The 19,209-nt window shown below is 47.3% G+C and carries 16 protein-coding genes; 5 read left to right on the top strand and 11 right to left on the bottom strand.

The window, feature by feature from the left end; genetic code table 11:
* Positions 1-115 precede the first annotated feature (115 nt).
* Entirely contained in the window at positions 116-340 is a 225-nt protein-coding gene (locus AB4114_RS13195; RefSeq protein ID WP_441988875.1) for a hypothetical protein, read from the bottom strand.
* A 317-nt stretch (positions 341-657) separates the two neighbouring features.
* Entirely contained in the window at positions 658-2,001 is a 1,344-nt protein-coding gene (locus AB4114_RS13190) for an FAD-dependent oxidoreductase (RefSeq protein ID WP_441988874.1), read from the bottom strand.
* Between the two features lie 156 nt (positions 2,002-2,157).
* On the opposite strand from AB4114_RS13190, the gene AB4114_RS13185 reads away from it, so the two are divergent.
* The 3 genes from AB4114_RS13185 (at position 2,158) to AB4114_RS13175 (ending at position 5,288) form a co-directional block, all read left to right on the top strand.
* Positions 2,158-3,183 carry a LacI family DNA-binding transcriptional regulator gene (locus AB4114_RS13185; RefSeq protein WP_441988873.1) on the top strand — a complete coding sequence of 342 codons (1,026 nt, stop codon included), beginning with the start codon at positions 2,158-2,160 and terminating at the stop codon, positions 3,181-3,183.
* Positions 3,184-3,272: 89 nt separating this feature from the next.
* On the top strand, positions 3,273-4,283 hold the full coding sequence (locus AB4114_RS13180) for an RluA family pseudouridine synthase (protein WP_441988872.1): 1,011 nt from the start codon (positions 3,273-3,275) through the stop codon (positions 4,281-4,283).
* A 48-nt stretch (positions 4,284-4,331) separates the two neighbouring features.
* Positions 4,332-5,288, top strand: coding sequence for a D-2-hydroxyacid dehydrogenase (locus tag AB4114_RS13175; protein ID WP_441988871.1), 957 nt, complete (start codon positions 4,332-4,334; stop codon positions 5,286-5,288).
* 134 nt (positions 5,289-5,422) lie between these two features.
* On the opposite strand, the gene AB4114_RS13170 is transcribed toward AB4114_RS13175, so the two are convergent.
* The 8 genes from AB4114_RS13170 to AB4114_RS13135 form a co-directional block, all read right to left on the bottom strand.
* Positions 5,423-9,121: an Ig-like domain-containing protein gene (locus AB4114_RS13170; protein WP_441988870.1), complete on the bottom strand. Its 3,699-nt coding sequence runs from the start codon at positions 9,119-9,121 to the stop codon at positions 5,423-5,425.
* Positions 9,122-9,160: 39 nt separating this feature from the next.
* Positions 9,161-10,003, bottom strand: coding sequence for a carbohydrate ABC transporter permease (locus AB4114_RS13165; protein WP_056609069.1), 843 nt, complete (start codon positions 10,001-10,003; stop codon positions 9,161-9,163).
* The gene (locus AB4114_RS13160) at positions 9,993-10,949 is read right to left on the bottom strand and encodes a carbohydrate ABC transporter permease (RefSeq protein WP_441988869.1); all 957 of its coding nucleotides are present in this window, start codon (positions 10,947-10,949) and stop codon (positions 9,993-9,995) included. The genes AB4114_RS13165 and AB4114_RS13160 overlap by 11 nt, the downstream gene beginning before the upstream one ends.
* Positions 10,950-11,129: 180 nt before the next feature.
* A complete protein-coding gene (locus AB4114_RS13155) occupies positions 11,130-12,449 on the bottom strand; it encodes an ABC transporter substrate-binding protein (RefSeq protein WP_441988868.1) in 1,320 nt (439 codons plus the stop codon).
* A gap of 160 nt (positions 12,450-12,609) precedes the next feature.
* The gene (locus AB4114_RS13150) at positions 12,610-13,350 is read right to left on the bottom strand and encodes a response regulator transcription factor (protein ID WP_441988867.1); all 741 of its coding nucleotides are present in this window, start codon (positions 13,348-13,350) and stop codon (positions 12,610-12,612) included.
* A 3-nt stretch (positions 13,351-13,353) separates the two neighbouring features.
* Positions 13,354-15,111, bottom strand: a complete 1,758-nt coding sequence (locus AB4114_RS13145) for a sensor histidine kinase (RefSeq protein WP_441988866.1) — start codon at positions 15,109-15,111, stop codon at positions 13,354-13,356.
* 218 nt (positions 15,112-15,329) lie between these two features.
* The gene (locus AB4114_RS13140) at positions 15,330-16,169 is read right to left on the bottom strand and encodes a 1,4-dihydroxy-6-naphthoate synthase (protein ID WP_441988865.1); all 840 of its coding nucleotides are present in this window, start codon (positions 16,167-16,169) and stop codon (positions 15,330-15,332) included.
* A gap of 1 nt (position 16,170) precedes the next feature.
* Positions 16,171-16,812 carry a futalosine hydrolase gene (locus AB4114_RS13135; protein ID WP_441988864.1) on the bottom strand — a complete coding sequence of 214 codons (642 nt, stop codon included), beginning with the start codon at positions 16,810-16,812 and terminating at the stop codon, positions 16,171-16,173.
* 148 nt (positions 16,813-16,960) lie between these two features.
* Between AB4114_RS13135 and AB4114_RS13130 the strand changes: the two genes are divergently transcribed.
* The gene (locus AB4114_RS13130; RefSeq protein WP_441988863.1) at positions 16,961-17,566 is read left to right on the top strand and encodes a metalloregulator ArsR/SmtB family transcription factor; all 606 of its coding nucleotides are present in this window, start codon (positions 16,961-16,963) and stop codon (positions 17,564-17,566) included.
* 557 nt (positions 17,567-18,123) lie between these two features.
* Here the strand turns inward: AB4114_RS13130 and AB4114_RS13125 are convergent.
* Positions 18,124-18,909, bottom strand: coding sequence for an AraC family transcriptional regulator (locus tag AB4114_RS13125; RefSeq protein WP_441988862.1), 786 nt, complete (start codon positions 18,907-18,909; stop codon positions 18,124-18,126).
* A 155-nt stretch (positions 18,910-19,064) separates the two neighbouring features.
* On the opposite strand from AB4114_RS13125, the gene AB4114_RS13120 reads away from it, so the two are divergent.
* Positions 19,065-19,175, top strand: coding sequence for an MYXO-CTERM sorting domain-containing protein (locus AB4114_RS13120; RefSeq protein WP_200962405.1), 111 nt, complete (start codon positions 19,065-19,067; stop codon positions 19,173-19,175).
* Positions 19,176-19,209 lie beyond the last annotated feature (34 nt).

The raw sequence follows: 19,209 nt of genomic DNA, 5'->3' as shown, positions 1-19,209 counted from the left end.
CGTTCTATTCTGGGTTATCGTGCCCTCTAATTCTACACGAAAACCGCGGAAATACAAAGGTAAGCCCTCCCATGCGGGACGACTTTAGTGGCGATTATGCAAATATAACAAATCTTTAAAGAACCATGTCATCGTCCAAATGGGGGACTTCATAAGGGAATTGCAGGTAGGAGGCTTCTTCGATAGCGTTTTTCCAGCGTTCAGCATGTGAGTAAAGCTGCTGCTCGACCTCTTGGATTTTCTGACTGATTTCGCCGGCCGATTCTGCCGGTTCACGTTGCAGTGCTTGCTGTAGGCTGGTGCGTTCTTCGAACCATTGCGTTAACTGGTATAAAAGCATAGGGTACCACCTCTCATACTCATAGGATACGTATGTGCTAGTGTTCCCTGATTTGAGGGGGCATATTCGAGTGCCCAACCTCCATCCCGTCCAGACACAGGATTAACTGGAAAATCTACAGCTAATTCCGCGATTTCATCTTGAAAATGTAAATAAATGGAAAACCTCCCGTTAATTTCGGGGATTTCCCGCAAATGAGCTAGGAACCCGAAAAATAGCTGGAGGTTTTCCATTTAAAGTAGTTTCAACCTAAACATGCAGGAAATTAACTGTACTTTTTCACGTTAAATTTATCCGTTACTCCTCGACACCCAATACTACTTCAACAAAGCTCCGTCCTTCTCAAGGACAGCTTGCAATTCGGCGACGTTAATCTCCGCTGGAAGAACGCCGTGCTTCACAGCGAGCCCAGCTGCGGAGCCTGCTGCTTGGCCCGTGGCCATGCAGCTTGGCGTAAGGCGTGTAGTCGCCAGCGCTTCATGCGTGGTGGAGATGCAGCGACCTGCGGTGAGCAGGTTTTCGATTTTTTGCGGCAGCAGGCAGCGGTACGGGATGTCGTAGGCACCGTCCCCTTTGACCCAAGCTGCAGTTACGCCTTTACCAGATGGATCGTGGATGTCGATCGGATAGCCGCTGCGTGCGATCACGTCATCAAAATGACGGCCCTGCACAACATCATCCACTTGCAGCGCATATTGACCATCGATCCGGCGCGTTTCACGAATACCAATTTGTGCGCCAACGTTGGAGATGGAGGCTTTTTCGAAGCCTGGCAAGTTATTGCGCATAAATTCAGCAACCATCAACACCTGTTTGCGACCAAGCTCCTCGGCCTCTGTCAAATCCTCCACATTGGTGCCATCCAGCCCCTGCACACGCGTAGTATTGACCAGTACTTCGTCGTCCTCAGGACCTGTGAAGAACAGCACTTGATCGCGATTGATCGGAAGATTCGCTTCCTTCCAGTGTTTGAAATAGCCGAGTACACCAGAAAGAGGGAGATCAGCGAGCTCGGAGAAAGGCGTCTTTTTATAAAACTCATCTGGGTGGTCAATCATGTATTGTTTCACGGCAGGCAGATTTACTCCGCGCATTCTGAATTTCATCGTCATTGGTTGTGTTGCTTTATCGCCGTCACGCCCTTTGAGGCACGGGGCACCAGATAGAAACGCAAGATCAGCGTCACCTGTTGTATCGATAAACACTTTGCCACTTACATCAATTCGGCCGGATTTGGACGTCAACTGTACCGATTGAATGCGATTGTCTACGGTTTCCACATGATCGACAAAGCTATGGAAAAGCAGCTTAACTCCCGCTTCTTTGAGCATATCGACAGCAAGAACTTTATATATTTCAGGGTGATAAGGTGTGATCGTATTCACGAAACCAACGGTATCCCGAAGATGTCCCGGGGATGCGTTCATCGCCATGAGGCGGTCAATAATTTCTTGCGCGAGCCCTGCAATGACTTGTTTGCCATCCGTTGTATGAAACGTCATCCAAGGATACACAAGCGCTGCCGTCGACATGCCGCCAATGAAGCCGTATTTCTCTATTAAAACGGTTTTGGCTCCGCTTCTCCCTGCTGCAATCGCCGCATTGACACCCGCTGGTCCTCCACCTACTACAACCACATCTGCTTCTATCTGTTTGATCATCTGACTCGCTCCCTTAAGTTAATTATTTGGTACTCCGATGTATATTCCATGCCTTACTTCTCTCTTAGTGTAGTTTAAAATTAACCTTCTTTTTAGTTTAAATTTAGTTTAAAATTGAAGGTACAGAAGGTAGCAGAAAAGGAGCATCTCAGACATATGCGTAAACGTATTACACTCCACGATTTGGCCGCACAGCTCGGTTTAACGATACAAACGGTATCCAAAGCGCTGCGCGGATTGCCTGGTATGTCAGAGCAGACACGAAGTGAAGTTTTCAAACTCGCACGCGAGTTGGGCTACATGACTAAAGATCAGAAACAAACACTTCAGCAAGATCTCATCTCACCGTATCCCATTGTGCAACGCAGGTTCGTGCTCGTTCAGAACAAGCAATCTTTGAACTTCAATCGCTTGTTGCTGCAAGGCTTGCATGAACGCTTCATGGAATTTGGCCACACGGTTCAACCGCTGCTTATACCACCTAAATTGAAGCCCTCGCAATTTGATGACTGGGCCGAAGAAGAAGGTTTGTTATATGCGGAGGGGGTGTTTATCGCACCAAGGATGAATTGGGATCTCTTGGAGCAAAAACTGTTAGAGCTGCAGCTGCCGCGGATTTTGTTGAACTTTCCGCCGCCGGAGTCTAGGGTCGACAGTGTCATTTGGGATGTGTACGAGGCTATTTATCAGGCGGTGCGAAGGTTGGTGCGAATGGGCCACAGGAACATCCTTTATGTAGGTGATACGAAGGATCAACGCGGATTCGTTATTCGGTGGCAGGCTTTTGCCGAAGCGATGAAAGAGGCGGGCTTGACGGTGGATCCGAGTGAGCACGCGGTAGAGCGGGATGGTTCGGAGAAGTGGCTACAGGATTTTGAGAGCAAGTATCAGCTGCGTCAGCCAACGGCAGTCATTTGTGGCATTGATGAAGAAGCTGCGCCTGTGTATCACACGCTTCGCCGATTAGGGGTTAATGTGCCGCAGCAATGCTCGCTGGTTGCCCTCTTGAATGAGCAAAGCGACACGCTGCCGCTCTGTTCTCGCCCTCAGCTGCCGATACGAGAGGCTGGCTATCGCGCAGCGGATCGCATGCTATGGCGGATTGCCAATCCGCATTTACCTTTTGAGCATGTGCGGCTGCAGGGGGATTTTTTTACGGGGAGTACGATTCAGAAGCTGTAGATCATTTCATTTGCTTTTATGAACGTGGTATATTGGAGGTCGAATGATCTGACCGGAAGGTAAGCCATCGTACTAGGAGGTATTTTAAGATGCAAAAGAAACAAGGTTCACGTCCAAAAGGAAGCCCCAGCCATAAACCCAAGTTCGGTACTCAGAAAGCGCAAACCTACTCGTTGCAAGCAGGCGCAGTTAAGGGTGGTCAGGAGTCGAGCACTCGCCAGTATACGGTGAAAGAACCTATAGAGCTTCTACCTTTTTTGTTGGAAAAGCTATCGAGTCTAGGCCGAAATGCGGTCAAAGCTATCCTCGCTCGTGGACAAGTCGCCGTGAATGGCAAAGCGGTAACGGCTTATAATTACCCCTTGCAGCCAGAGATGACGGTCACGATCAACAAGGATAAAGTCGTCGAGGATATTCCGCTCGCTGGCATGACGATTTTGCACGAAGATAACGATGTCATTGTCATTCAAAAGGATGCAGGACTTCTATCCATTGCAACGGATACACAGGAAAATCAAATTACGGCGTATCGCCAACTTACGGCGCATGTGCGGAATCATGACCCGAAGGCGCGGATTTTTGTCGTTCATCGGCTAGATCGGGACACATCTGGTGTCATGATGTTTGCCAAAAATGAACAGGCGCAGCAGCACCTGCAAAACACGTGGCAAGAGAGCGTCAAGGAGCGGACGTACGTTGCGCTAGTGGAAGGCATGGTGCGTAAGCCAGAGGGAACGATTTCTTCCTGGCTCAAAGAACACGCGAAATCGCTCAAAATGTTCTCCACACCGTACCCCAACGACGGACAGCATGCGGTCACGCATTACAAAACGCTGCAAGCGAACAAGAGCTTCTCTCTGCTTGAGGTGAATTTGGAGACGGGGCGCAAAAACCAGATTCGCGTTCATATGCAGGATATCGGGCACCCCGTTGCTGGGGATAAAAAGTATGGCTCCAAATCGAAGGAGATCAATCGACTTGGTTTGCATGCGCGAGTGCTAGCCTTTTTGCACCCGACGACAGGCAAGTTAATGCGTTTCGAGACGCATATACCGAAGGTGTTTTTGAACCCTTTTAAAGAGCCTGGTGTGAAGAAGTAGAAAATAGTTTGGGAGTACTCTAAGCAAACCGACTAAAGGAGTAGAGTCATGAACATTGTTGTACTTGACGGTTATACGTTAAATCCAGGCGATTTGGACTGGAGTGGTTTACAAGCGCTTGGCGAGTTGACGGTCTATGAACGTACCGCTGAGTCCGAAATTGTAGAACGCGCCGCACATGCTGACATGGTGCTAACGAACAAAACACCTCTCTCCGCACAAACGCTGGAGCAGCTGCCTACACTGAAATATGTGGGTGTTTTGGCGACTGGCTACAATATTGTGGATGTCCAAGCCGCGAAAGAGCGCGGTGTTGTAGTGACCAATGTTCCTGCGTATAGCACGCATTCGGTTGCTCAGTTGGTTTTTGCACTCGTCTTGGAATTCTGCCATCGGGTGCAGCGCCATAGTGACAGTGTGCTTCAAGGAGATTGGGCTGGGTCGGTTGATTTCAGCTATAGTGTCTCTCCTCTCGTAGAGTTAAGCGGTCAAACGATGGGACTGATTGGTCTCGGTCAGATCGGCAAGCAAACAGCGCTTATGGCATCGGCGATGGGCATGAAGGTCATTGCAACAGGCAGTGGCCGCACTGTGCCACAACCCGTGGAAGGCATTGAATGGGTATCGCTTGAGGAGCTGCTGCAGCGTGCTGATGTGATTAGTCTGCATTGTCCATTGACACCTGCAACGAATGAGCTGATCAATGCGGAACGGATTGCTATGATGAAACCGTCGGCCATTCTGATTAATACGGCCAGAGGTGGATTGCTTAACGAGGCGGATGTGGCTCGGGCGCTGAATGAAGGCCGCCTAGCAGGCGCTGGACTCGATGTACTAACGGTTGAACCGCCAAAGCCAGATAATCCCTTGCTGCATGCGCAAAATGTGATCATTACGCCGCATATCGCATGGGCAACGAAGGAAGCTAGAGCGAGGTTGATGGCTGTTGCGAGCAGTAATGCGCAGAGTTTTGCAGAGGGTCGGCTGGTGAATGTGATCGGGTAGGGTTGGAATTAGCATCCTTTCCCAAGTTTTTAAATCGGAATACACAACATGGATTCAAATCCATATAGGACTGCCGCCAAGGCTCGTGAATTCGAAGCTTTAGCGGCAGTCCTTTTTAGTTGTCGATCGTTCTATTATTTTAACTTATTCAATAAACGGTAAATGATCACAGCCGCTTGCGCTCTTGTCGTGTTGTCGTTCGGCATAAAGCTGCCATCACTTCCTTCAAGGATACCTGCTTTTTGCATGGTGCTGACTGCTTCTACCGCATAATCCGAGATTTCAGCCCAATCGTCAAAGACCTTGGAGCCAGCATTCGTCTGGATACTTGCGTTTAGCGCCAGTAAGGTGCGATAAGCCATAACCGCCATATCTTGTCTGGATATCTCATCCCCTGCACCAAAGCTTCCGTCTTCTCTGCCACTTATGATACCAAGCTGCCTAGCTGTCGCAGTAGAGCTGTAGTACCAATCTTCCTGATCAATGTCTGAGAAGGTGTTTGACGTAGCTTGTTCATGATCGAAGCTGAAGGCTCTCATCAGCAGTGTCACAAATTCTGATCTTGTAACCGGGCTATTCGGTACAAAGCTCGTTTCACTCACACCACGGATTATTTCTCTCGCTGCCAATGCGTCAATACTTGCTTGCGCCCAAGATACTTCACTGATGTCTTGGAAAGTAACATCCTTGTAGAATACAGCATAGTTGCCAAACGCTGCAGTTGAGAACTCCACTTGTCCTGTAGCTGCATTGTATGCCCCATTCACAAGTACCTCTAACTTCCCTGATGCGTTCACATAGCTTACGATTACTTTCTCTGGAGATTCTCCCGGTTTCAGCTTGTAATTAAGAGCTATGCGGGCAACCTCGGCACTCAAATCCTTAATCGACTTTCCATCCACTTGCAAGTCAAATTGGAATACACTGCCGCTCCCAATGGACTGCCTTACCTGTTCTGAAAGCACTCCCTGTTCAACATTCGTTACGACAACCTGAATATTCTTCGCATCTGTCCCTGCCTGTTGCTTTAATGCTTGAATAGGTAGGATGACCTTAGAGGTCCCTGCATGGAATGCGATCTGTTTCACTTGGCTGGCATCCGCTTTGTTCAGCAACGCAACAGGAACTTGTATGACAAGCTTCTTCGTTGTCGACTCTGCTGAAACACTTAAGCTTATCGTTCCGTTCGTAGCTCCCCCAATGGCGTTAACCATGTCTAGATCTTGGATGGTAACTGTAGATGTATTCGGATCCTTGGGCTCTTCTTTGACAGGTACAGTTATGATACCGCCGCCGCTACCCGATCCATTAGACGTATCGTCCGTGCCATCATCCGTGTTTTCCCCATTGTCTTTACTGGCTGTCACCGTTATATTCGCAGTCGCTTGCAGCGCAGTTTCGGATACTGATCCATGAACTACAAAGGCACCTACTTGTGCATAAAGCGTTGGAGCGATGTTGTCCCAAACAACCTGAAGCTGTGAGGTTAGCTGATTATCATATACAGCCGTTACAACCGTCGGTAATATCGGCGCTATCCCAGTTGTCGTGCTTACGGCAACAGGCTCAATTGCTAAAATAACAGCCGGAATTTCCGTTACCGTAATATTCGCTACTGCACGAATGCTTGTGCCTGCGACATCCCCATTTACGACAAACGAGCCTGCCCCAGCATACTGGGAAGCCTCCACGAGATCCCATGTAACGGACTGCGATGAAGTAGATTGATCATCATACACGGCTGTTACTACTGTAGGAAGCTCTGGAGCTATGCCTTTCGTTGTTAACACCCCAATCGGATTGATACTAACAATCACTGGGTTAGGATTAACAGTGACTTGAGCCACCGCTCTCACATCTGTCCCCTCTACTGAACCATACACAACAAAGCTTCCTGCCTGCGCATATTGCGAGGGTGCCACAGTATCCCAGATGACAGGGTGTGATTTTTGAGACTGATTATCATACACGGCAGTCACATGAGTAGGCAATACTGGCGCTGCTCCTACAGCGGTCGTAACCAACTTAGGCTCGAAGCTGACAATAGCAGCCGGACTAGCTCCTACTGTGATATGCGCCTCCGCTCGTATGGCTGTCCCCGCTACAGTTCCTTGTAAAGTAAAGGTACCTTCCGCCGCATATTGAACAGGTGTTAGGCTGTCCCACGTAACTGGCAGCGTTTCGACCGACTCGTCACTATACGTAACAGAAACGGTTGAAGGCAATGTTGGAGCAACGTTGACATACGTATTCACGTCAACGGGTGATACCGCATTAATAACCGCTGTTCCTGGAATGATTTCTCCACTGCCCATTTTGACATGGTCCAATGTAATATCAGCGATCGGAGACGTGTCTCCGCCAATTTTCATCACATTGCCGCCGGTACCTAAACTGGCTGCTCCAGCCCAGGCTAATTGACCGTCAATGTATAAGTCATAGGTATAATTAGCGTGGACAACTACTCTGTAATCATGATACACGGTTGTATCCAAAGTAGTTGTCTTTGTTGGGCTGCTTGCTTTATTTTGTGCCGTACCTTGTGCGCCATACTTTAAATAAAGTCCAATCTGATAATTTCCACTTCTGATTGTAAATTCGTTTAAGGTGTTTGCCGCATTTACCTTGGCTCTATACTCTACAGTGAAGGCTCCCACCATAGGTGTGAAATCGGATTTCAGTAAATACGTTGAAAAACCGGTGCTCGCATCTATAATTTTCACATTCCCGCTGTCCTGCGTTACGGAACCAGGGCCATTGACCAATTTGGACCAGCCTCGTGAATACTTATTCATATCGTCATTAAAATATTTAAATGGGCCTGGCGGCAGTGGAGGTATCTCGTCTATAGGCTCAACTGCATTCGGATCCATCTTGGCATAGGCAAGCACGCCGCCTAATCGGTCGCCCTGCTCATAGAACATGTATAAGTCTTCGCCATCATATACAAAGTTAGCCGAGGCTGTTCGTCCCCGGTCAATCACGTCATCAGAGTCATGCAATACGCCCAGATGGTTCTCCAAATCAAAATTAGCACCAACCTCGGTGATATGCACATTGCCCGAAGACGCATGGTAAGCTACATAATGCTTGCCATTCCATGGAAAATAAGTGGGACCGGACAAGTTGGTTCCTTCAGATGCATTGGAGGTAATCAATGGATTCTTTTGGGTTGTCCAGTTGAGACCATCATTCGACCATGCCAGATAAATGTTTCTTTTATTCGCTGTGGTATTACCCATCAGCAGCATGATGTAAGTATTATTTTTGGAGGGAATCGTATACTTGAACACCTTGGCATAGGAGGTTTCCATCAAGCCAACAAAATCACTAGTGCCAAGCGCTTTTTGCTCATACGTAAAGTTGATGCCGTCTAAGGTTGAGGCAATCCTTGTCGTCGTATTTTCCCCATGGTAATACATGTAAAATTTCTGAGCTGCATCGTTCCATATCATATACGGTGAGGACACATGTGACACACTGTAATGAGGAGACCAAACATTGGCGATTAACGGGTTAGCCTCGTATTCCGTCCATGGCCCGTTCAAGGAATCGGAGTAAGCCAGATTAATCCCTCCTGGCGCATCGTGAGGAGCATAGTACAAATAATAATTGCCTAACGGATTCGCGATGTGATCCCTCGCGTTAATAACCTGCGGAAATATAATCTCGTCGGTAGGATTATACTTTAATTTCAGCGGATCCAAGACTTGCCCCTGGTATTTGAAAATTGGAAAACCCGCTAAAGCGGACGCTGGTTTAGGTTTAACAACGACTACAATGCTCAGCACCATGATAAAACATATAAAACTGGCTATCACTTTTTTTAGCATCAGTCTTGCTCCTTTTTAATTGTAGATTGTCTTCCCTACTTATTTCAAACCAGTCAAAGCTACACCTTCGATAAATCGCTTCTGGGCGATAAAGAAAACAAGCAATAAAGGGACAGTCGCCATAACGGAGGCTGCCATCAATAAGTGCCAATCCGTCCCTGCCGTATCCGTGAATAACTTGAGTCCAACAGGTAAAGTAAATAATTTATTATCGCTAATGTAGATCAGCGGATCGAAATAGTTATCCCAGCTGTGAAGAAATGTAAAAATAGCGAGCGTGGATAACGCCGGCGTAGAAAGCGGCAGCATGATACGCCAGAATGTTGTCCATGGTGTGCAGCCATCAATTTTCGCCGCTTCCTCCAGCTCATCTGGTACCATGATGAAAAATTGGCGAAGTAAAAATACGCCGAATATTCCGCCTGCACCTAATACGGAAGGAACAATTAACGGGAAGTGCGTGTCGGTCAGATGCAGCTTAGACATCCACACGAACATCGGAATCGCCGTCACCTCCGTCGGAATCATCATACCGGTCAGCAGGATGAGGAAGATGATATTTTTGAAACGAAAATTCATCTTGCCAAACGCATACCCAGCCAGTGCCGCAAACAAGCAAGTAGCTATGGTAACCACGATGGCTATATAAGCGCTATTGAAGAAGTAAAGAGGAAACTCGGGCTGTTTGACGAATACTTGCTTAAAATTGGACCAGGAAATGGGATCAGGAATCCATTGCGGTGGAAACAGAAATATTTTTGTCGGATCCTTAAGTGAAGTCGTGATCATCCATAGGAATGGAAACAAGATAACGAGTGATATAAGAGAAAGCACTGTATAAATAGGCAGGTTTCGAAGTATACCCTGTTGGTTATTGTTCATGATGCACCCACCTTTTTCTCATATTCCATTGCACGATGGTCAAGATCAGCACTAGGAAAAACAAAATGAAAGCGATTGAAGATGCGTAACCGAATTCAAATTGCTTAAACGCCTGCTGATAAATATAGTACACAAGCACATAGGTACTAGTCCCCGGACCACCGTCCGTCATGACTTGGATTTGGGAGAATACCTTCAGCGAACCGATTAAGGTTAGGATAAGCGCTAGGAAAAACGCTGGTGAGATCATAGGGAAGGTGATATTCCAGAAGGTTCTCATGCGCGAGGCTCCGTCAATCTTGGCAGCTTCATAGTACATTTTGGGAACCTCCTGCAACGCAGCAAGGAAAATCACCATATTCAGACCTACATTCTTCAATACGCTGACTACGATAACTACTGGCATCGCCAAGCTAAAATTGTAAAGCCATGCGGGTCCCTGTATGTTAAATAACAGCAGTATTTGATTGATCAAGCCAGCATCCGTCGCAAAAATGTATTTCCACACAATCGCCCATACGACAATCGAAGTCACTACCGGCGTAAATATAGCGGTTCGAAACAGGCTGATTCCTGGTATTTTTCTATTTAACAGAAGTGCTAAACCAAGCGCGAGCATCAAATTCAAGGGAATGAGCCCCGCCGAAAAGTACAATGTGTTCCATACCGTCTTCCAAAATAAAGGGTCGTTCAGAAATGCTTTCTCGTAGTTATCCAACCCTACATACTCCGTATCGTGAAGGAGAGAGTAATTGGTGAAGCTCATGCCAAATGCAGCCACAATTGGAACCAATAAGAAGATGATATATCCGAGTACCATCGGAGAAATAAATAAGTATGCATACCATGCCCCACTTGAAGCAAGGCGGCTCTTGGCACGTTTCCTGATGGAAACGGGTTGCCCTGTCTGCAGGGATGGGGTCAATTTCGCACCTGCGGAATCCATGTTGTTTCTCTCCGTTCTCTGTAAGTTATTCGATCAAAAAGCACACGAAATCCACAGCAGCGCAAGAAGCTTCGAGTAAAAGGGATCTGACTAATGCTCAGTCAGCTAGCCAGTATTAGGTCATAACTCGCGGTCAGACACTCCTTCTACTCTAAACTTCTCCACTACCATGATGCTTCTTTATTTAAGTAACGGGCTTACTTCACTTTCGGCTTTGGTCAATACATCCTTCACCGTACCTGACTGCGCATAGAGCAAATCAAGAATCGTTTGCATCTTGGTATCAATTTGCTGCCAATTTTTGTGAGCTGGCAACGTAGTAGCCCCTACCATTTGATCGATGACGGCAAGCTTCACACTCTCAGGTGATGGCCCTTGCTTTAGGAATGATTCCGATTCCAAAATCGATTTGCGGCTTGGCACGAAATATTGGCTCGTAATGTTCATATTCTCATTATTCGTAATATATTTTAAGAAGTCTGTTGCTTCTTTCGGGAATTTACTATCCTTCATAACGACAACGCCAGCATATCCCATTGTAGTGCCCGCACCTTTAGGCCCTTGAGGCAATGGAGCAATATCCCACTCGAAGTCTTTGATCGCCTTAGCTTTACCCATATAGCTGAACAATTCCTTTTGCATGGCAATTTTCCCCGTGTCGAACGTCGTTTGATCCCCTGGCTTCGGATGCACTTTATCCTTGAAGATCATATCCGAATACAACTGAAGCGCCTGCTCGCCCTCTTTGGAGTTCAAAGTAAACTTCGTACCATCTTTACTTAACAGTTCGGCGCCGTATGAATTAAATACGGTTTGCAGGGCATCCGGCCAGTTGGTCCAGCCATTGCGTACAAAATTCGTTCCATATACACCCTTTCCAGGGTCAGCTAATGTCTTTGCCGCTTTGAGGAACTCCTCATAGTTCCATTTCCCTTGCTTATACAGTTCAGTTGGCGTTGCCAGTCCTTTTGCTTTGAACATCGTTTTGTTGTAGTAGATCATCGATGTAGGTGTAGAAAATGGAATGCCATAGATTTTACTGTCTTTGGTTAACAATTCAAGCGTTGTCGGATATACCTCATCAAATTTATACGCCGTATCCGCTTTCAAAGAAGTTACTTCAAGAAGCTGACCGCCCTGAATGAATTGCGGAATCATACGTTCAGCGAGCCATGCGACATCTGGAGCTGAATTTGATGCTTGCATGATCGATAGCTTCTGCTGATAGTCAGCAAAAGGAATGATCGTAATCTCCACGCTGATGTTCGGGTTTTTCTCCTTGTATTTGGCAATCATATCCTCATACATTTTCTTGTGCGTGTCGTTTCCCCATATGCTGAATTTCAGTGTAACAGGCTTCTGCGCCTTCACCTCTGTTGACGAACTTGGCACTGTTGTAGCTCCGGTTGCTGCCGGCGTATCTGTTTTGGTACCGCAGGCAGTTACTACTGACGTTGTGACTAGCAGCGTGCCCATAAGTAAGCTAAACTTTTTATTCATATTCGGGTTCCCCTTTAATTTGTATTATGTAACCGCTTCAGTGAAACGTTTACAAACTTTATTATAAAGAAAACGAACCCGCTCTTTTATGGCCTAAAATTCAGAATAGGTTCGAATTGTATCGATATTGGTTTTAAAATCTGCATGAATATTCGTACTCCTATTGGTCTCGAAATTCTGATGGCGTCAACCCAACGACCTGCTTAAATAAAGACATGAAATACTTGCCATTGGGATATCCCGACATTCTTCCGATGTCTTGAACCTTCATATGTGTCGTCTTTAATAGCTGCTTGGCCTTCTCTATTCGGCGCTGCGTCAAGTATTCCGATAGGTTCTGTCCCGTTTCCGACTTAAACAATGCGGACAAATATCTATGGTTCAAGAAAACCTGATCAGCCAAGTATTGCAGTGAGATGTTCTGATCTAGATGACTATCGATAAGCTCCTTAACCTTTCTTATGATTTGCCGCTCCTCTTGCCCTTCCTTTGCAGAAGAGGCAATTTCGGCTTGCAGGGGATTATTTTTGAGAAGCTCCTTCTTTAATCGATCTATAACAATGGCTAGTTCAGCCTTGTCTACAGGCTTCAATAAATAATCAGCAGCATGATACCTTAGTGCGTCCCGTGCATATTCAAAATCACTGTACCCGCTAACGATGACAACTGGCAGTTCAGGGTATTGGTCACTAAGCCTCCGCATCATCTCAATCCCGTTCATTTCCTTCATACGGATATCCGTAATGACGGCATCTGTCGTATTTGTCTTCAGCCATTCAATCGCTTCCTGGCCATTGGACATTCCCCCAACCACCTGAACCCCGCCTATGATATGCTCAAGTAAATGACGAAAACCATTCCGAAGATTAATCTCATCCTCAACTAATAAAATTCGAAGCACTTGTCATTCCCCTTCCCACTGCAATGGAATTTTCACAATAAAATGAGTGCCTTGCTTATTGCTCTTATCTAGAAATAACCCATAGTTCGGTCCGAACAATAGTCGGATTCGCCAGTGAACATTTCGCAGTGCGAAGCCTTTCTTCTTGAATCCGAAGCCATCCCTTGCGCCGTGTTCATTGCTTTCTTTGTAGATATGAGCTTCTATCTGCCTCATTCTTTCCTCGCTAATCCCCTTACCATCGTCTGAAACAGTGATGACAAAGTGATCCTCTTCTAAATATGTGGCGATTCGGACGATGACAGGGTCCTCTTCCATGGCATGCTCAATGACATTTTCGATCAAAGGCTGAAGCATTAATTTGGGAACGAGATACTCCTCATGCCCCATGTCGACATCAAGCTCCATCTGAAGCTGTCCACCTAATCGATACGACTGAATCTGAATATAGGATTCCACGAATAGCAGCTCGTCCTTCAGATAGACAAGGCGCTCATCCTTATCTACCGTAAATCGCAGCAGCCTGCCTAAACTGACGACAACACTTGATAGCTTAGGATGATTCGACTCCAGAGCCATCAGGTTGATCGATTCCAGCGTATTGTAGATGAAATGGGGATTAATTTGACTCTCGAGCGTCGATAGCTGGGCATCCTTTTCACGAAGCTTGCTTTCATACACCTCTTTAATCAGGCGCTCAATTTCTGTTACCATCATGTTAAAGCCGCCTGTCAAATGGCCAATTTCATCATGGGAGGCGACTTCAGCTCGTTCCCCGAAATCACCCATCTGCACCTTCTTCATTTTCTTCTGAAGATGTCTAATAGGCTTCACTAATCGGCTTGAAGCTACAACGGCTAGGAGGTAAGCAACTAGCATCGAAATAACCGAAACGATAATCGTAGACCTCACTAGCTTGCGAGCTCCCGCGGTTACCTCACTCTTCGGAATAAAACCCGTCACTTGCATACCCGTAAATTCAGAACTTACCTTTGCCGAAATTTGTTCTTTGCTGTTGTTAATTTCCTTCCAGCTCAATGAACTATCCATATCCACCCCATCAATCGGGAAGATCACAACACCATTACGATCCGAAATATAAATTTGACTCTTGCCGTTATAATTCGTGGAATCCAACAAGCTTTTGAAGCCCATCTCAGTCAGATCAACCTTCACGATCCCCAAATATTCATTGGTGGAAATTTCTCTAACAACACGTGCAATGGAAATGACCCTTTCTGTGCCATCCAAATAGTAGCCTGCGTCGTGAGGCGGCAATATAACAATGGAACCGTCCCCCTTCTGAACATCTGCCATCCATGGGTTGCTTGAAGCTTCCCAGTAACGATCAACGGTAGTCTCCAGGTTGCTAAATAAGTTCCCGTCAAGGGCAAAAATCAAGATGCTCCTTATCTCACTTCGATCAAAGGTGAGTGAAGAAATCATCAAATTCATCTTGCTGTATTCATCGGAAGTCACAAATACGGAGTTACTTTGCCTTGGGTGTTTTCTCAGAATATTCATTACGTTTTGGTTATAATAAGGCGCCATCGTAATGCGATCCATGTCCTTCATATATCGATCAAGATTAATGTGAACCTGCTCAATAATTTGGCGCGTATATCTGCGGGAATCCTCTTCAACATTCGAGATATATTGATAGTAGGTAATCCACCCGCTAATAAAGAAGGGAACCGTAATGAGCAAAGCAAATAAAATAATGAACTTGCCCCGTAAGGATAAAAATAGCTTCGTTGGCATGCTAAATCATTCACCTCATAACCTAAGTGTTCTTGCATACGCCAATTATGATTGCTCGATGACTACAAATCTACTTTAACTTTACTTTATATTTGAGTGTGTAAAAAACGTAAATGAGGAGTATTGCGCGGAGCTACGTGAGTATACAAAGAACACAAAAAGGCTGTCTATCCAAGTAGATTCAACTACAAGGAAGACAGCCTTGTTCCATACCCGTGCTATTTCAGTAAAGCCGCATAATCCATCTGCGGCACAAGACCTGTCTCCGCTGCCCGCTGGAGCAAGGTTAAGACAGCGCCATAGCCGCTATCGCCGAGATCAGCAGTGAACTCATTGACGTACAGGTCGATGTGCTGCTGCGCGACCTGCGGATCCATCTCTTGCGCGTGCTGCATGACATAGTCGCGCGAAGCTTCCGGATGCGCCCACGCGTACTCAACGGAGGCGCGAGCCCAGCCCGCGAGCGCCTTCAAATCCATGGTGCGCCGAGCGATGATGGCGCCCAGTGGGATTGGCAGCCCGGTGTCTTGCTCCCACCAGCTGCCCAAATCTGTTAGAAGCGCTAACCCGTACGACGGGTAAGTAAACCGCGCTTCATGAATGACGAGGCCGGCATCGATGAGGCCGTCCCGCACGGCGGGCATGATCTCGTGAAACGGCATGACCACGATTTCGCCTACGCCGCCAGGCACGTTCTGTTCTGCCCATAGGCGGAACAGTAAGTACGCCGTCGAGCGTTCGCTTGGCACGGCTACTCGGCGGCCGCTAAGGGCAGCCGGGTCAGCCGCTCCTTCGCTTGGCCGCGTCAGCACAAGCGGGCCGCAGCCTCTGCCCAAGGCGCCGCCGCAGGGCAGCAGGGCGTAATCCTGCAGCACCCATGGGAGTGCTGCGTAGGAGATTTTGAGCACGTCGGGGCCTGTGCCTTCGGCAGCCAGACGGTTCGTTATATCGATGTCCGCGTAGAGGACATCGAGTTCTGGTGCGCCTGGGATTAAATCATGCGCCCAGGCATGAAAAACAAAGGTATCGTTTGGACAAGGTGAGAACGCTATTTTCATTTTAAAGCACCTCCGCTAAGACTGAACCTGCTGCTTCTAAAGCTTTCAAGGCATCACCGATCCGCCAGGCGTCTCGGTCTCGCGGTCCGACCGCGTTGGAGATCGCGCGGATCTCCAACACAGGCACCCCGCGCTGCTGCGCAGCTGTCGCTATGCCGAAGCCTTCCATGGCTTCGGCGGCAGCGCCAGGCACGCGCGCAGCCAGCGCAGCGGCGGTTGCCGCTGTTCCGGTGGCCGTGGCCACCGTCAGTACCGGCGCCGCTTGCGCCTGCAAACCGGCGGCTTGCAGCGCCGCCGTCACACGCTGGGCAAGTTCGGCATTCGCGCTGATGCGCGTTGTGCCGAAGCCCAGCTCGTCCAAGCTGCTGAAGCCATCCAGCAGCTCCACGCCAAGATCGGCGGCGATGATTTCGCTCGCAATAACAAGCGAGCCAATGTCCGCTTGGCCGACGAAACCACCTGCAATACCAGCGATAATCAATAAGTCATAATCGGCTTTAGCAAGCTCAAGGGCACCATTCACCGCCGCTGCGGCTAGCCCCACGCCGGCTAAAGCATATTCAAATCTGCTATCCTGACCAAGACCCCGCTGTATGGCATCTCGTTCAGGGACGACTGCTGTCATGACGAGAATTCGCATCATTCTTCCCCTTTAAGCTTTGACTTCCATACTTGTATTTTACATGACCCCTGTCTAGAAGGAAACTTTTACGCTTGACATGCCAAACTAATTTAATTATTATCTAATTAGATTAATATCTAATTAGATTACTAGGAGTTGTTTCTCGTCTATGCAATTAGATAAAATCATCACTTATCACAAAGCCATGTCGGATGCTACGCGTATTCGTATGCTTATTTTGTTGGCGGACGGCGAAACGAATGGGCAAACTCTCGCTGAGAAGCTGAGCGTTACTCCCGCGACCATTACCCATCATGCCTCAAAACTTCGCGAAGCCAACTTGATTCATGAACGCCGTGACAAAAACACGATTTATTTCACCTTGAACGACGCCTTCATTCGTAGCAACGGTCAAGCAACTGCTGATTTGATTTTCAAAAATAAAAAGGAGGCTCCCGCATCCATGGAAACGGAAGACAAAAATTTAAATCTTCAGAAGTCTGTTTTACGGAACTTTTTTACGCTCGATGGCAAGCTCAAACATATACCAGCACAGCTCAAGAAAAAACTGATTGTCTTGGAGCATCTTGTCACTGAACTAGAAAAAGGCCGCTCCTACGCCGAAAAAGAGCTTAACCTCTTCCTCAAAAACTATCATCCAGATTTCGCTACCTTGCGCCGCGAATTGATTATGCACCAGTTTATGTTTCGGGAAAGTGAAGTTTACGAGTTGAACCCTAGGGAAATGTGGGCGAAGTGGGAAACCTTATCATAATTCGTGGTACTTCACTCTTGTCAGTCTTGTCACTCTTTAGCAATCCCACCTCTCCCCCCCCTCCCTGCAACTTTAACTGTAAAAACTCCAGCTATTTTCGACACTATTCAAAGTTTTTGGTATTTAAATGGAAAAAATCCAGTTAATTCCACCTATTTCTCTCCTGTCGAAGGAAATGGCCAATATTAACTGGAGAAAATACAGCTACTTCACAAATTCGCCCAAATACTCCTCAATTAGATGGAGAAATTCCAGTTATTTACCTAAGCAACCACCTGAAGGCAAGAGTTTCTGCAAAGTCAGATGGATCGAGGGGGGCGGAGGTGTCGGGTTGCTMGATTCTGTCGGGTTGCCGTTCCGAAGCCGTGTCGCTTGATCTACTGTATCGATTGCGTCGCTTATATCCGCTGTGTCCTCTGTGTCTGGTGTGTCTACTGTATCGATTGCGTCGCTTGTGTCCGCTGTGTCCTCTGTGTCTGTGTCTGGTGTGTCTACAGTATCGATTGCGTCGCTTGTGTCCGCTGTGTCGATATGTATCAGCTGTCACTCAATAACCACTAACGCACCACCCCAAGCCCCAACAACCACTTCTTATACGCCGTCGGTGTAACGCCGAGACACCTCTTAAATTCCTTGGAAAAGTGCGCGTAATCATGATAGCCGAACTGGCCCATACAGCTCGCGATATCAATCGTTGGGTTGAAGAAAATTTGGAGCCTAGCCAAGTTAAAACGGGATACGGCATTTAATCGCTTGGGTGACATGCCAACGAGCTCTGAACAAATCCGTTCAAAATGCCGCTGAGAGTATCCACTCTCGATGACGCTGATGGGAACATCCTGCTCCATCGGTGTTCGATATAGTTTGGACAATATATTAATCATCGCGGCATGCTTGGTTTCTGGTTGGAAATGACGATAAAGATAAGCTGTCAGCAAAGCGATGCCTTCGTCCAAATCTGCCTCTGCCAACTGCGGAACCAACTCAGGAAGTTCATGTTCGGGAAACAAATCAGCGAGAGGCAGAAACTTATCGATCAACGTACGATGATCCATCTCTTTGAAAGCCCGCAAACCCCATGGCAGCAATCGCACGCCGAATATACGAACGGGACCTTCTGCGGTAAGTGGATGATAACGTGAAAGGGCTCCGACAAAAAATGCTCTTGGCAACACTTGCTCACCTATAGAAAAATTAGCTCCATAATGAAAGATCAACTCTTGGCAGCCATCTGGCCACAGCGTCTCCTCCTCCTCTGCCGCGCTGTAATCCCGCTCCAAATACCAATAACACTTAATATAACGCTGCAATGTCTCATCCGGTTGACGCTCCTCGTAACGCATGCGTCTGATTGCCTCCTCCCTACTTTAGGTGCTCATCCCCTACCAGTCCCACAAAATGGACACGTTGCCCAATTATTTATTCCGCAATCGGGTCATTCATCCATACACCTTCTAGTCAGATGACATATAGTAATTTTGTGAAGGGAGGGATTGACATGAGTTGTGGTTGCGGAACTGGCGGCGTAGGTTATTCAAGCACTGCTGTAGTCCTCGTACTATATGTCCTCTTGGTTATCGTTCTTAGTACATTCGGGTTTGGTTGGTAATATAAATTGCATGACAGCGGCTGGGACGGTGATT

Origin of the sequence: Paenibacillus sp. 2RAB27 (assembly GCF_052115445.1) — a bacterium.
GTDB lineage: Bacteria > Bacillota > Bacilli > Paenibacillales > NBRC-103111 > Paenibacillus_E.
Note: the sequence above shows the minus strand (reverse complement) of the source record. Positions and strands in the feature narration are given on the sequence as shown.

What these genes read in the sequence shown, in the direction of transcription:
- AB4114_RS13195 (WP_441988875.1), bottom strand. Translation starts at nt 340, where the DNA reads ATGCTTTTATACCAGTTAACGCAATGGTTCGAAGAACGCACCAGCCTA.
- AB4114_RS13190 (WP_441988874.1), bottom strand. Translation starts at nt 2,001, where the DNA reads ATGATCAAACAGATAGAAGCAGATGTGGTTGTAGTAGGTGGAGGACCA.
- AB4114_RS13185 (WP_441988873.1), top strand. Translation starts at nt 2,158, where the DNA reads ATGCGTAAACGTATTACACTCCACGATTTGGCCGCACAGCTCGGTTTA.
- AB4114_RS13180 (WP_441988872.1), top strand. Translation starts at nt 3,273, where the DNA reads ATGCAAAAGAAACAAGGTTCACGTCCAAAAGGAAGCCCCAGCCATAAA.
- AB4114_RS13175 (WP_441988871.1), top strand. Translation starts at nt 4,332, where the DNA reads ATGAACATTGTTGTACTTGACGGTTATACGTTAAATCCAGGCGATTTG.
- AB4114_RS13170 (WP_441988870.1), bottom strand. Translation starts at nt 9,121, where the DNA reads ATGCTAAAAAAAGTGATAGCCAGTTTTATATGTTTTATCATGGTGCTG.
- AB4114_RS13165 (WP_056609069.1), bottom strand. Translation starts at nt 10,003, where the DNA reads ATGAACAATAACCAACAGGGTATACTTCGAAACCTGCCTATTTATACA.
- AB4114_RS13160 (WP_441988869.1), bottom strand. Translation starts at nt 10,949, where the DNA reads ATGGATTCCGCAGGTGCGAAATTGACCCCATCCCTGCAGACAGGGCAA.
- AB4114_RS13155 (WP_441988868.1), bottom strand. Translation starts at nt 12,449, where the DNA reads ATGAATAAAAAGTTTAGCTTACTTATGGGCACGCTGCTAGTCACAACG.
- AB4114_RS13145 (WP_441988866.1), bottom strand. Translation starts at nt 15,111, where the DNA reads ATGCCAACGAAGCTATTTTTATCCTTACGGGGCAAGTTCATTATTTTA.
- AB4114_RS13140 (WP_441988865.1), bottom strand. Translation starts at nt 16,169, where the DNA reads ATGAAAATAGCGTTCTCACCTTGTCCAAACGATACCTTTGTTTTTCAT.
- AB4114_RS13135 (WP_441988864.1), bottom strand. Translation starts at nt 16,812, where the DNA reads ATGATGCGAATTCTCGTCATGACAGCAGTCGTCCCTGAACGAGATGCC.
- AB4114_RS13130 (WP_441988863.1), top strand. Translation starts at nt 16,961, where the DNA reads ATGCAATTAGATAAAATCATCACTTATCACAAAGCCATGTCGGATGCT.
- AB4114_RS13125 (WP_441988862.1), bottom strand. Translation starts at nt 18,909, where the DNA reads ATGCGTTACGAGGAGCGTCAACCGGATGAGACATTGCAGCGTTATATT.
- AB4114_RS13120 (WP_200962405.1), top strand. Translation starts at nt 19,065, where the DNA reads ATGAGTTGTGGTTGCGGAACTGGCGGCGTAGGTTATTCAAGCACTGCT.